12 protein-coding genes, 3 tRNA genes and 1 pseudogene are annotated in these 12207 nt (G+C 62.1%); 7 read left to right on the top strand and 9 right to left on the bottom strand.

Annotated elements, in window-relative coordinates; genetic code table 11:
* The first annotated feature begins 23 nt into the window (after positions 1–23).
* Together AB7V09_RS05710 and AB7V09_RS05705 are read left to right on the top strand one after the other, a co-directional pair.
* Positions 24–317 (top strand): antibiotic biosynthesis monooxygenase family protein, encoded by a 294-nt coding sequence (locus AB7V09_RS05710; RefSeq protein ID WP_004565265.1) that lies wholly within the window; start codon positions 24–26, stop codon positions 315–317.
* Positions 318–521: 204 nt separating this feature from the next.
* A complete protein-coding gene (locus AB7V09_RS05705; RefSeq protein WP_314156576.1) occupies positions 522–1130 on the top strand; it encodes an STM3941 family protein in 609 nt (202 codons plus the stop codon).
* Between the two features lie 11 nt (positions 1131–1141).
* On the opposite strand, the pseudogene AB7V09_RS05700 reads toward AB7V09_RS05705, so the two are convergent.
* Positions 1142–1531 (bottom strand): annotated as a pseudogene (locus AB7V09_RS05700) (hypothetical protein); the annotation flags it as partial.
* Between the two features lie 221 nt (positions 1532–1752).
* Between AB7V09_RS05700 and AB7V09_RS05695 the strand changes: the two are divergent.
* A complete protein-coding gene (locus AB7V09_RS05695) occupies positions 1753–2904 on the top strand; it encodes a helix-turn-helix domain-containing protein (RefSeq protein ID WP_419143189.1) in 1152 nt (383 codons plus the stop codon).
* A gap of 31 nt (positions 2905–2935) precedes the next feature.
* Entirely contained in the window at positions 2936–3700 is a 765-nt protein-coding gene (locus tag AB7V09_RS05690; RefSeq protein ID WP_419143188.1) for a hypothetical protein, read from the top strand.
* Positions 3701–3823: 123 nt separating this feature from the next.
* On the opposite strand, the gene AB7V09_RS05685 is transcribed toward AB7V09_RS05690, so the two are convergent.
* The 7 genes from AB7V09_RS05685 to AB7V09_RS05655 form a co-directional block, all read right to left on the bottom strand.
* Positions 3824–5299, bottom strand: a complete 1476-nt coding sequence (locus AB7V09_RS05685; RefSeq protein ID WP_419143187.1) for a serine/threonine-protein kinase — start codon at positions 5297–5299, stop codon at positions 3824–3826.
* Positions 5300–5930: 631 nt separating this feature from the next.
* Positions 5931–6015: transfer RNA gene (locus AB7V09_RS05680), tRNA-Leu, on the bottom strand.
* A gap of 77 nt (positions 6016–6092) precedes the next feature.
* A complete protein-coding gene (gene bcp, locus AB7V09_RS05675) occupies positions 6093–6569 on the bottom strand; it encodes a thioredoxin-dependent thiol peroxidase (RefSeq protein ID WP_101586826.1) in 477 nt (158 codons plus the stop codon).
* A gap of 155 nt (positions 6570–6724) precedes the next feature.
* A complete protein-coding gene (locus AB7V09_RS05670) occupies positions 6725–6949 on the bottom strand; it encodes a hypothetical protein (protein ID WP_419143186.1) in 225 nt (74 codons plus the stop codon).
* A gap of 280 nt (positions 6950–7229) precedes the next feature.
* Positions 7230–7305 (bottom strand) — tRNA-Lys (locus AB7V09_RS05665).
* A 49-nt stretch (positions 7306–7354) separates the two neighbouring features.
* Positions 7355–7427, bottom strand: a tRNA-Lys gene (locus AB7V09_RS05660).
* A 176-nt stretch (positions 7428–7603) separates the two neighbouring features.
* The gene (locus AB7V09_RS05655; RefSeq protein WP_419143185.1) at positions 7604–8116 is read right to left on the bottom strand and encodes a hypothetical protein; all 513 of its coding nucleotides are present in this window, start codon (positions 8114–8116) and stop codon (positions 7604–7606) included.
* 181 nt (positions 8117–8297) lie between these two features.
* On the opposite strand from AB7V09_RS05655, the gene AB7V09_RS05650 reads away from it, so the two are divergent.
* Both AB7V09_RS05650 and AB7V09_RS05645 read left to right on the top strand, forming a co-directional pair.
* Positions 8298–9218 (top strand): ATP-grasp domain-containing protein, encoded by a 921-nt coding sequence (locus AB7V09_RS05650; protein ID WP_419143184.1) that lies wholly within the window; start codon positions 8298–8300, stop codon positions 9216–9218.
* A 50-nt stretch (positions 9219–9268) separates the two neighbouring features.
* Entirely contained in the window at positions 9269–9643 is a 375-nt protein-coding gene (locus AB7V09_RS05645) for a YccF domain-containing protein (protein WP_314178338.1), read from the top strand.
* Between the two features lie 29 nt (positions 9644–9672).
* Here the strand turns inward: AB7V09_RS05645 and AB7V09_RS05640 are convergent, their stop codons facing one another.
* Positions 9673–11013 carry an amino acid permease gene (locus tag AB7V09_RS05640; protein ID WP_009405596.1) on the bottom strand — a complete coding sequence of 447 codons (1341 nt, stop codon included), beginning with the start codon at positions 11011–11013 and terminating at the stop codon, positions 9673–9675.
* Between the two features lie 190 nt (positions 11014–11203).
* Here AB7V09_RS05640 and mmuM point away from each other — a divergent pair, with 190 nt between their 5' ends.
* Positions 11204–12181, top strand: coding sequence for a homocysteine S-methyltransferase (mmuM, locus tag AB7V09_RS05635; protein ID WP_075414993.1), 978 nt, complete (start codon positions 11204–11206; stop codon positions 12179–12181).
* The last annotated feature ends 26 nt before the right edge of the window (positions 12182–12207 follow it).

Genomic DNA, 12207 nt, shown 5'->3' with positions numbered 1-12207 from the left:
CGGAGACACAGAGGAGAGCACCTATGACCTATGTCAACATCACCGCACTGACCTTCCCCGAGGGAGCCCAGGCCGAGATCGAGAAGCGCTTCGCCGCCCGGAAGCGAGGCGTTGACACCTCACAGGGCTTTCAGGGCTTCGAGCTGCTGCGCCCGCTGGTCGGAGAGGACCGCTACTTCGTGGTGACCCGGTGGGACAGGCGTGAGGACTACGAGCGCTGGAGCGCGGCGCGGCCCGCCGGCGGGCACGAGGACGACAAGCGCCGGGGCATGAGCGTGGAGGTCCTCGGCTTCGAGGTCGTCCAGCACGAGGAGTGACTCAGGACGTCGCTGGGCGTAAGTGCGGTGATGGGGAGGGAACCGATCACTGCGTCGTAGCCCGGCGCCTCCACCTCCCGAGACGGGAGCCGGGAATCAGCTCTTCGGGTGAATTCCTGGTCGGATAGGGCCCCTCACCATCGTGAGGTCACTAGGGTAGGGGGCGTATCCGTCGTACCGATGAGGGGTAAGGAGACGAGTCACGTGGGAGTCGATGCCGGACGAGTTCGTCAGATGAGCGAGCAGCTGCGCGGCACCGGGATGCTTGTTATTCCGGAGTCACCGATGCGTCTCTGGGGAAGCCTTCTGGGCTGCGTCGGCTTCACAGCGGTGGGGGTCTGGATCATTCTGATTGCGAATCAGTCGAGCTCCCCGCTCCTCTACATGCTCGCTGGTATCGCCTGTATCGGTTTCTTCGGCGTCATCGGTATCCCCGGCATGATGAGGAAGATCATCCTCCGCAGTCGACTGGTGGTGACGCCTGAGGGGCTGCGCCTGGAACGGCGCAACATCGTCAATGAGTCCGCACGCTGGTCGGATATCGCCGAGTTCTTCGGGCAGGAAGTCACTCCCGACAGTGGCTCACGAGCGCAGCTGGTGATCGGCTACACCCTGACGCCGCTGGGCCGGCAGATGCGCCGCCAGGACCCGAGCACCGCCCAGCTGAGCCAGCAGATCAATGAGGTTGCCGACCGTGGGATGGGCAAGGAGGAGCGCGTCTACCTTCCCGGCACCTTGGAGGGCAGTAAGGAGGACCTCCTGGCCCTGCTTCAACAGGCGCACCAGTTCTACGGCGCACCGGGTGGCGTCTAGTTGTATGAGGTCATGACGTTGGCGGCGATGTCGTCCAGCAGCTCCGGCGTCGCCACGCACCTCAAGTCCTCAAGGTGGATGGCGAAGCCCTCCACCACCGGATCACGCATCGCCGGAGCCTCCTCACGGATGATCTGGCGGAAGCGGGCAAGCGTGTGCGCCTCCTGGTCTCTCCGGAAGGTGTACTCGAAGAACGTCGAGAGCAGCCCCGCACCAAACAGCGTCCCACCCAGCTCGCCCAGCGGCAGGGCGTGCAGCCACTGCCAGTCGCCCAACTGCAGCGGAGTCGACCACGCGTTAAGCATCATGAGGAGGATGCCGGCCAGCGTCAGAGAAACGGCCAACAGCGCGGCCTTAAGTCGACAAAGGCGATGGTGGGGAGAGAACTCAGCGTCGTACATTACATTATTAATTCTAGCGCTTTTATAATCCGGATAAAATATACTGGGAAGTAATTTCAATTAGGCTGGCACTTCTTAGTTGCTGGGCAAGCTATACTGACTTGAAAGCATGAGAGGGATACTCTTAGGTCGAGAAGGTGCTCATCGCTCCTACAAGCAAAGCGCAACGGGAATCGCCAGTACAGCTGGCAATAGTCGATGCACCCATAAAACGAGGAGCTGTGAAACAGTTGAACGATGATGGATGCTACTGCCCAATTGATCTCAACATTCCTTTTGTGTTGACTGATGCTCCTCCCGATTATGATTCTGTTCCTTACTACTGGCGACGTGTCTCGGGGGCAGCCTATTGCAAGGCTGCATATACGTCGATAATTGGTTCACGAAGAAATCTTAAAACATTTGGGAAAAGGTCTGTCGCGTTCTCGGCGATACCTGAACCTAATAATCCTTTTGACCCCTGCGCGGTGCGACTAGAACTCAATGGTAAGAAGGCGGGGTATGTAAACGCTGGCGCTGCGCCAAAAGTATATTCCGTAGCGCGATACTGGCAAATGCTAGGAAAGAAGTGTCTACTTCCTGGAATATTCTGGCCAGAATCATATAAAGGGTGTCGAGGGTTCGATTTAAACTCCTGGGTAGCAATCCCGACGGTCCAAGAGGTTAAGAATCACATTCCGGTGGATCTCATTATCCAAGAACTTGTAACGTGGTGGAAGAATGCCCCGCAAGGTATACGCGATGACCTTGAAGAATCTCGCTTCCATCTGTCACGCAAGGTTTATAGTCATCTCGTCGGTAATCATCATCTAATCCCGCACGTTCCATTAGAGGGAGCAGCTGAGGGGCCTTCGCCCTTGGTTGTCGACTGGGCGCTGGCTGAAATTCGCAGCATGTTCTACGAAGAGAAGGAAGCAAAACAAGCCTTGGAGCGACAGCAGTTCGAGGCGAATGTTGTGGAAAAAGTTCGTGCAGGCATGAGCTATACGGCCACAGCCAAGGCTCTGGGCGTCAGCCCGGCAACGGTCTCGAAGATAGCAAAGAAGTATGAGATCCAAAGCACCCGTAACGCTACTGACGTTGCCCGGGCAGTCGAGCGGTGCCGCACCGCGTTGTCGCTTCAGTCGTCAGGCATGTCTGTTGCCGAAGTGGGTGAAGCAATGGGGCTCAGTGGTCGCTCGGCCGAGAAGTTACTCAGAAATGGCAGGTTTTACACGTCACCCAGAGACTATCCGGAGCGGTTGGGTTTGGCGGAGCTCCAACTTCGTGGGCAACTAGAGCCCGACCTAAAGGTATCTGAAGATAAAAAACGGCAGGCACGTCGTGATGCAGTGGTTCTGACGTACTTGAGAACCGAGCAACCGCAGAGCTAAGGTTGATACAGGATGTCGTAAACTGGGCAATATGAGCGTCGTTACTAAAAAAATAGTAGTAAAAATGACTGACAAGAGCAAAGAAACAAACCCACTGGGCGATAATGAGACGGACGATGAAGTCTCTCACGAAGACGATGCATCCGTCGATTCGATGATGGATGCTATAGAAGCGGATGGGGGTGATGGTGTTCGAATGACATTGCGAGAGATGCAAGAAGCTATCAATGACGAGTCTCATCCTCAGCATGAAGAAGCATTGAGACGAAGCAAGGAGCTTGCCGACGCCCTGAAGCCTGCTATGCGAGCGCTTAATGAACGTGTGGCGGAGCAAATTTCACGAATTAGAGTGCCAGTAAGTTTTGATCCTAAAGCGGTCATACAAAACGACTCATTAAAGAAGATCGTCGAATCAGTGCCTCCGGCGAAAGACATAATTCCACAAGTTTATAGAGACGATGCGTCAGCGTTTCTAGAGTCAGTCAATGTTCAACCAGATAATGAGTTTCAATATAGGCGTAACTTTGAAGTGACGCTAGCCGAGATCGCAGAGGCTGTTCAGGAGCGCGATGAGCGGGCCGAGAGACAGGTCGAAATGGCTGCTGCCCAGTTGGATGTACTGCAGACAATGGCCGCTAATCTACAGCAACTCAACCAGAAGATGGAAAGTGTGGATCAGAGAATCTATGAGAGCAGCAAAAGCGCAGACAAGGCTTCCTGTTGGGCCCTTACTGTCGGGGTGTCGACTCTCGTGGTCACGATTATCGGTATTATCGTAACGATGAGTATAGGCTGACACAAATCAAGATTAAAGCTTGATTCTGAGTGTATATCGATGCTGGGAGGTTGAAAAAACTCCTCGCGTTCTGTAGGCAGTCGGCTGGCAATTTTGGCGGTTACGGCACCAACCTGGCGGAATTTAAGCTCCCCGCCAATTGCGCTCAACAGGCTTCTCAGGAATGGTTGATGGACTAAACAGTCTGGAACTGCTTGCCTCTGCAAACCAGCCAATCCAACGGTCAACAAATTCGTTCGGGTCTGCGCGATCAAGTTGCTCGAGGGGCCAGGCAAGTTGTGTGCCGCTAATCACTCGCTCGAATGCAATCGAGATCTCTTCTGGCTGTGCGGCGTATGGCACCATTCGTTGATGGTTAAGCAGATCCATAAACGCAAGTTCAAACCACTCAAACCGCCCCTCATGCAGCGCATCGCAGTACCACAGAGAATGTGACCGTCCAGGATAGTCGTTGTAAGTCGATGTTTGCAGTAACTGAATACTTGCGCAGGCAATCACCTCAAATGGTCCGCTCCATCGCTCTGGTTCGACTATTCGTGGGCCCACAAACTCGAGACACGCCGCGGCCAACGTCACGCTTGAGTTCGTGATCTTCTCACCGAGATTCGTCTGCTCGTCCCGTTGCTCAGTCTTTGCGAGAGGTGCGTTATCAACAATCGTGGTCTGTACTGTCACACGGAGATGCTCGAATGACTGGCATGCGTATTGGAATAGTTCTTTGCGCTGTTCCAGCAACGTCTTGCGTTGCTCATCGTCGGCAAACGCTTGCGAGCGCAGCGCCGAAAAGTGTTGCGAGACTTGCTGTAGTCGCTGTATGCCAGGACTTGCAGGAGCGTCTGCAGCGTGGGCAAGTTGCTGTATAACCCAATCGACGGTGGGGCGTGCTCCAGCCGCTTTGTAGAGGCACTGTTTGACCATGACCTGTAGCCGCGGCACCTCGACGCTCAAATCCGGCGAAGCAGCGTGAAGGTGCATCTCTCGTAGTTCTTCGACGGTGTTCGCTTGGAACGGCAGCTGGCCTTCTATGAGTTCGTAGGCCATCACCCCGAAGGCATATATGTCGGTGGACGGTGTTGCCCGTTCATTCCGCCATTGCTCAGGGGAAGCGTACGGCGCCGTGAAGCTAAACTTACGCGTCGCAGCAGATGTTGCGACATCTTGATAGCGGGCGACGCCAAAGTCACATAGCCTCCAGACGCCGTCCGTATAGAGCACGTTCTCTGGCTTCAGGTCACGATGAACCAGATCTGCGTTCTGAATCTCTTTCAGCCCGTGTGCAACATCAGAGAGGATGGCTATCTTCTCCTTGAGGCTCAGGACATTATCCGTAATGTACTGGCGGAGAGAATACTCGGCGCGCGGCATGATCAGGACGTACATGCCGTCATGCTCACCACTGTCCAGCACGGGCATGACGTGGGGTAAGTCGGTTGAGGCACCGATCAGGAGCTCACGCTGAGCGCCAGGCTTGATCGGTACGAACTTCGCCACCGCACGTTCGACGCCGTCCCGCTGCGCCTCTCGCACCGATCCATACGCGCCAGCACCGAGCTCGTTTCCGACTTCCCACGCATGTCGCTCAAGCTTCACCGTCACCATGGCTGAATGTTACCTGAACAGCGTATCGACGGCTCCACACACATGCTGCATGTGCTGAACTGGCCCTAACAGGTGGTGGAATGTGCCGACTTCCGGCGATCGAAGGCTACTACCCGTTACCTTGTTTGGTCCCGGGTGGTCCGGGGCTGGGCCAGCTGCTGTGGGCATGGGGGTCTTGCCCCTGTCCTTAGGTGATCCGGGGGCGAAAGTCACCTGCGGCAGCCGGGCGCTGGTGACCGCTGATAAGGGGAACGACCCACCGCAAAGCGGTAGAGGTCTTTCGCAGGTGCGGGTGCGGGGCCGGCCTGTCCACCGGCTGGCCCTGCGCCCATGCAGCCAGAGGCGGCACGAAGATGAGTATCGAGGACATCGAGGTCTTCATCGGTACCGGGCGTCGGCAAGGAGTGAGCACTGGCCCACCGCCGCATCCTGACCCTGCACGCCGCTGCCCATGCGCACCACCTACAGCACGCGGCTCAGCCTGACACCCCGACCACACCGCCCACCGCTGGCGACGAGCCCACGGGCTCCACAACACGAACAACGCCCACCCTGGTGGGTGAGCGTTGTTCAACATCTGGAACCGCATCCCAGCCTGTTTCGACTGGGGTGGGTTCGGGTGAGAGCTTGTTGGTACGCGAGAAGGGACTCGAACCCTCACGCCCGAAGGCACCAGGACCTAAACCTGGGGCGTCTACCAATTCCGCCACTCGCGCTGTGCGGCGCCTACTCTACCGATCCAAGTCCCGGATAGCAGAATGCGGCGACCGCTGCTGTGCTCATATCAGTCCACTCAGTCCACGCCCAGTGCGGCGCGCAGCCGCTTGACGTGACCGGTGGCTCGCACGTTGTACTGGGCCAGCGCCACGGTCCCGTCGGGGGCTACCACCACGGTTGAGCGGATGACGCCGGTGTAGACCCTGCCGTAGTTCTTCTTCTCGCCCCACACTCCCCAGGCCTCCATGACGGCGTGGTCGGCGTCCGACAGCAGGGGGAAGGTCAGGTCGTGGCGGTCGGAGAACTTGGCCTGCGCGCTCTCCGGGTCGGGGGAGATGCCGACGACGGCATAGCCGGCCGCCTCGAGTGCTTCCAAGGAGTCCCTGAAGTCGCACGCCTCCTTGGTGCATCCCGGAGTGCAGGCCTTGGGGTAGAAGTAGACGATGACGCCCTTGTCCGTGCTGGCGCAAAGGTCGCCAAGGGTCACGGTACGGCCGTTCTGGTCGGGCAGGGCGAACTCCGGGGCTCGATCACCGGCGGCGAGCTGGGTCATGGGTCCTCCTCGGGCTCCTGGACAGATGCGCTCATCCTCGCATCGCCTCCGGTGCCTGCGGCAGTGAATTCGAGGACTTACTTTCGTGATCTGGCAAACGTTCAGGACGTCAGTCGCCCGGGACCCCCGACCCGGCTCCGGGCAGAGCCGGCCGGTCAGGCGGCCTGGGCGAGTGTTTGCCGCGAGGCCTGCTGTGCCGCCTCCAGGCGCTCCAGCGCCCGCTCGAGGCGCGAGGGGGAGGTGGTTGCCCCCAGAGAGGCGAGCTCCGCGCGGGCGGCGAACAGCTCCCTGATGGCGGCCTCGTCGGCCAGAGCGTCAGTGGCTTCCGGCCCGGTGGCCGGAGTCGTCATGGTGGTCATGGTGTGGATGTTGCGTGTCATACGTATCTCCTCATCTTCCTTCAACGTCGTCGGCCCAATGGGGCCTGGGGTCGCAGCACGTGCCGAAGCGGGGACGTACCTGCCGAGCCGGCGTGCGCGGGTCAAGACTCCTGGCGCAGCGGCCGGTTGCGCCGCTGCAGACCGTGGTCACGAGGGCGTAGGAACCGATGAAACGGTGGCGTCCTGAGAATTTCTCAGTGCGGAGGCGGTTGTCTTCGACCGCCGTCATGCGCCTCTGCTGTGCCTTCGGGATCATCCCGGGCGAAGCGCGTGCCCTTCGTGGTACACCGCCAGGGACTTGAACCCTGAACCCGCTGATTAAGAGTCAGCTGCTCTGCCAATTGAGCTAGCGGTGCTCGGTCAGTTTGTGACCAGCTCTTCCGGCCCCGAGGGCTGGAAGACTCGTACACCGCCAGGGACTTGAACCCTGAACCCGCTGATTAAGAGTCAGCTGCTCTGCCAATTGAGCTAGCGGTGCCTTCACCACAGCGATGTCATTCGACGTGGCTCGCTGGGCGACGGAGGAATACTTTACGGATGGAGGAGGGCTTCGTCCAGTCAGGATCCGTGAAACCAGGCGATTGTGCGGCAAGTCTCAAGGATGCGGTGGGGTTGGGGGTCGCGTTGCCGCTGCGTGCTGCCCGGTGTCCCCGTTCAGTGCGATGAATGGCCCTCGCGGCCTTGCCTGCGACGGCGCACGTCGGCGGCACGGGCGCGGTCGCGTTTCGACATCGCACCGGTCGAGGAAGACCCCCTCGACGGCGCTGCCTTCGATGCGCCAGCGCCAGTCCGCCCGCTGCGGCGATGGCCGCTCCGCCCGGCGGAAGTGCGCTTGGCGTCGTCGTCCTGCTCGATGCGGCCGGTGCGAGACCACTGGTGGTACTGCTTCAGCGTGGCCGCCTGCTCCTCGGTGAGACGGTGCCACAGGGGCAGGTCGAGCTTCTTGCGGTCGCGCACCCGGGTGCCGAGGGTCCAGCCCGCCAACATGACCAGTGCGACCGCCATGCCGCCCCACATGCTGCTGCGGCCAGCGCGGGCGCCGGTGAGTATCGAGACGGTTCCTCCGAGCAGGCCCGCGGCAAGAATGGTCACGACGACGATAGCGGCCATGGATGCCCAGTAGCGCTGCGCGGCGGTGATGCGCGGCTTGCGGGTTTGAGAAGTCACCTCGGCATTGTGACACCCTCGCACACGCGGGCTGAGCAGCGTGCGGGTGTCGAAAGGTTGCGGAACGGAGACCTGCTGGTCGCCCCAACCGGTAGGTAGTCATGTTCGCTGCTGCGGGCGCGGTTCAGTGTCACATGTCGGTGGCTCTCGCCGCGGTGCTGCGCGCGGTAGCGTGGGCCGCATGAGCGACCCGATCGTGACGCTGGCGACCTGCGCCGACTTCCCTCACCTTGATGACGATGACCGTGGCCTGCCGGATGCCCTGCGTGCGCGGGGCATCGAGCCGCGGGTTGCCGTATGGGACGACCCCGACGTCGACTGGAGCCAGTCCGGCACAGTCGTGCTGCGCAGCGTGCGCGACTACGCCACCAAGGGCAACTACTCCCGGTTCCTCCAGTGGGCCCGGTCAGTGCCCAGGCTCGCCAACCACCCCGACGTCGTCACCTGGAACTCGGACAAGCACTACCTCACCCGGCTCAGCGAGTGGGGGGTCCCCATGATCCCGACGATATGGCTGGAACCCGAGGCCGGATACTCCAAGCACCAGGTTCACACCCGCTTCCCGGCCCATGGCGACTTCGTCGTCAAGCCGGCCGTCTCCTCGGGTGGGCGCGGCACTGGGCGATACACCGCCACCGACGCCGCCTCCCGGTCCGCCGCGATCAATGACGCCATGCACCACCTGCGCCGCGGGCGCACCGTCATGGTCCAGCGCTACCTCGAGGAGGTCGACCGTAAGGGCGAGGTCTCCCTGGTCTACTTCAACGGCGTGCTGTCCCACGCGGTGGAGAAGGCCCCGATGCTCCACCCCTCCTTCAAGTCCACCGACGAGATCCACGAGGAGATCGTCACGGCGCGCGAGCCCAGTGAGCAGGAGTGGCTCTGGGGTGAGCGGGTGCGCAAGGCTATCCACACGCTGATCAAGGAGGTCTCTGGCCGCGACATCCAGCTCCTGTTCAACCGTGTCGACGTCGTCGGGGACGGTCAGGGCGGTTTCTACCTCATGGAGGTCTCGCTGATCGATGCGGGCCTCTACCTCGGGGCGGCACCGGAGGCGCTGGACAACTTCGCCGACGCCATCGCTCAGCGCATCTTCTGGTGACCGCCCGGGCGCGGGCCTCCCGAGGTGCCCGGGTGTGGTAGATAGGTGCCATGCGCACGCTGCTCAACATCATCTGGGTCGTCTTCGGCGGGTTCTGGCTGTTCCTCGGTTACGTCTTCTTCGGACTGATCGCCTGCCTGTTCATCGTCACGATTCCAGCGGGTGTCGCCTCCTTCCGTATCGCCGCCTACGTCCTGTGGCCCTTCGGGCGTGAGGTGGTTCCGGCCCCCGGGGCCGGCGCCATGAGCGGGATCAGCAATATCATCTGGTTCCTCGTCGCCGGGCTCTGGCTGGCCATCGGCCACCTCACCACCGCCGCGGCGCAGGCCATCACCATCATCGGGATCCCACTGGCCGTGGCCAACATCAAGCTCATCCCCGTCACCTGCTTCCCCTTCGGCAAGCAGATCATCGAGACCCGCTAAGGCCCCTCGGGTGCCGGACCGCCAGCGGCTCACAGACTGACGCGGCGGTTGACTCCCCAGTAGCCCACGTAGCAGACCACGAGGAAGACGGCGGTGATCGCCAGGCCGGCGCGCTGCTCGGGGTCGAAGACGATGAGCAGGCACGAGGCCATAGACAGCCCCAGCGCCGCGATCGAGACCCACGGATACCCGGGAGCCCGGTAGGCCAGGTCCTCAAGGCTGCGGCCCTCAGCGAGCCAGCGCCGTCGGAAGGACAGGTGGCACGCGGCAATCACCACCCAGACCAGGACGACGGCGAGACCGGAGACTGACACAAGGACCAGATAGACCGTGGAGGCCGCATAGGTCGAGGTCAGCAGCGAGGCCAGCCCGCCGACCATGGACAGGCCCATCGCCAGGGCGGGCACCCCGAAGCGATTAGTGCGCGCCAGGACCTTGGGCAGAGTGCCCTCGTTGGCCAGCGACCACAGCATGCGGGTCGAGGCGTAGAGCCCCGAGTTCGCCGCCGACAGGATCGCGGCCAGAATGACGATGTTCATGAGGACCCCGGCGTATGGCACGCCGATTCTGGACAGGACCGTCACGAAGGGACTCTCCTCGACTCCGGCCCTCTCCCACGGGATCAGCGCTGCGATGACGATGATTGAGCCGATGAAGAAGATGGCCAGGCGGGCCAGGGTCGCCCGGATCGCGCGCGGAACAGTGGTGCCCGGATCCTCGACCTCCCCGGCGGTGATGCCGATGAGCTCGGTGCCGGAGAAAGCGAAGTTGACGGCCAGGATCGTGGTGAACACCGAGCCGAAGCCGTTGGGGAAGAGACCGTCCCGGTACAGATTCGTCAGCCCCAGGAACGAGCGGTGCCCCTCGTAGGGCAGGAGCCCGACGATTGCGGCCGTGCCCAGAGCGATGAACACGATGATGGCCACCACCTTGATCCCGGACAGCACAGTCTCCGCCTCGGCGAAGACCCGGACCGAGACCATGTTGAGCACAAGGACCAGGACGATGAAGGCGGCCGCCCACACCCATACCGGAACGCCCGGGAACCACCCGTACATGATGATCGCCGCGCCGGTGAACTCACTTCCCAGGGCGACCGTCCACGTGAGCCAGTACAGGACGGCAGTGACGAAACCCGTGGCCGGCCCCAGGTACTGGCGGGCGTAGACATGGAAGGCGCCGGTGAAGGGCATCGCAACGCTCAGCTCTCCCAGGCACAGCATGACCAGGTAGACGATGACGGCACCGATGGAGTAGGCCAGCACGGTCCCCAAGGGGCCGGCCTGGTGGATCGTGTTGCCGGTCGAGAGAAACAGTCCCGTGCCGATGACTCCGCCAAAGCTAATCATCATGAGATGACGGCGGTTCATGCGGCGTTCCAGCGCGGTGACATGCCCCTGGTTGTCGGGGCCTCCCGGATCCTCGGCGCCATCGTGCCGGGGCTGAGGCGGAGGAGCGGGTGAGGTATCCGATGCGGGGGCGGGCTCGCGGTGATGTGCAACCGGGTCCATGCCTGAGACGCTACCGGTGCGGTCTCGAGCCATTCGATACCGTGTCGCAATGCGAACGCTCTCGGTATCCGCCACGTCCTTCGGGCGAGAGCCGGTCCGGTTGTCTGATCTGCTGGCCCGAGGTCCGGTCGTCCTCGACGGGGCGATGGGGACCGAGCTCGACGCCCGCGGGGTCGACACCCGCAACGCGCTGTGGTCGGCGCGCGCGCTCACCATGGCGCCCGACGTCGTGCGCGAGGTGCACTCCGACTACCTGGATGCGGGGGCTCGCGTCATCACTACCAACACCTACCAGGCCACGCTTCCGGCGCTGGTCCGCTCCGGGGAGGATACCGCCGGAGCAAGGCGGGTCATCGCAGCCGGCGCCCGCCTGGCCAAGGAGGCGGCCCGCCAGTTCGGCAAGGAGCATCCCGAGGAGCCGGTGCTCGTCGCCGGAGGGCTCGGGCCGTATGGGGCCTATCTGGCTGATGGCAGTGAGTACACCGGTGCCTACGGCATCGACATCCTTGAGGACCCCGGTTTCCAGGAGGTTCACCTGCCGCGCATCGAGGTGCTGGTGGGGGAGGGGGTCGACCTGTTCGCCCTGGAGACGCTTCCGCGACTGGATGAGGCGCGGGCGCTCGCCTCCATGGTCACGGACCTCGCCCCTCAGGCCCAGTGCTGGGTCTCCTTTCAGGTGCGCCCCGACGGCTCCACGCTTGCGGACGGTACGCCGCTGGCCGAGGCGGCGGCCTGGGCTGAGCAGGAGGAGATCGTCGTCGCGGTCGGCATCAACTGCGTGGCCCCGGGCGTCGTCGCCCGCGCGCTGCCGGTACTGCGTGCGGCGACCGGCAAGCCGCTGGTGGCCTACCCCAATGCGGGCGATCTCTACGACCCGGCGACCAAGACCTGGCAGTCCACAGGTGACGGGGCTGGAATCCCGGAGCTGGCGCCCTCATGGATCGCCGAAGGGGTTCGGCTCGTCGGCGGCTGCTGCCGCACCCGGCCGGCCCAGATCCGCCAGCTCGCCCGCGCGGTCTGCCCGTAACCGAGAATCCTTCGACCTCGCCGCTC

Origin of the sequence: Actinomyces sp. SKVG-SVH-4(1) (assembly GCF_048514265.1) — a bacterium.
Lineage (GTDB): Bacteria > Actinomycetota > Actinomycetes > Actinomycetales > Actinomycetaceae > Actinomyces > Actinomyces oris.
Note: the sequence above shows the minus strand (reverse complement) of the source record. Positions and strands in the feature narration are given on the sequence as shown.

Bases quoted from the DNA above. Each gene is read 5' to 3' on its own strand.
- mmuM (WP_075414993.1), top strand. From the start codon at position 11,204: ATGCGAACGCTCTCGGTATCCGCCACGTCCTTCGGGCGAGAGCCGGTC.
- bcp (WP_101586826.1), bottom strand. From the start codon at position 6,569: ATGACCCAGCTCGCCGCCGGTGATCGAGCCCCGGAGTTCGCCCTGCCC.
- AB7V09_RS05640 (WP_009405596.1), bottom strand. From the start codon at position 11,013: ATGAACCGCCGTCATCTCATGATGATTAGCTTTGGCGGAGTCATCGGC.
- AB7V09_RS05685 (WP_419143187.1), bottom strand. From the start codon at position 5,299: ATGGTGACGGTGAAGCTTGAGCGACATGCGTGGGAAGTCGGAAACGAG.
- AB7V09_RS05690 (WP_419143188.1), top strand. From the start codon at position 2,936: ATGAGCGTCGTTACTAAAAAAATAGTAGTAAAAATGACTGACAAGAGC.
- AB7V09_RS05710 (WP_004565265.1), top strand. From the start codon at position 24: ATGACCTATGTCAACATCACCGCACTGACCTTCCCCGAGGGAGCCCAG.
- AB7V09_RS05650 (WP_419143184.1), top strand. From the start codon at position 8,298: ATGAGCGACCCGATCGTGACGCTGGCGACCTGCGCCGACTTCCCTCAC.
- AB7V09_RS05645 (WP_314178338.1), top strand. From the start codon at position 9,269: ATGCGCACGCTGCTCAACATCATCTGGGTCGTCTTCGGCGGGTTCTGG.
- AB7V09_RS05670 (WP_419143186.1), bottom strand. From the start codon at position 6,949: ATGACACGCAACATCCACACCATGACCACCATGACGACTCCGGCCACC.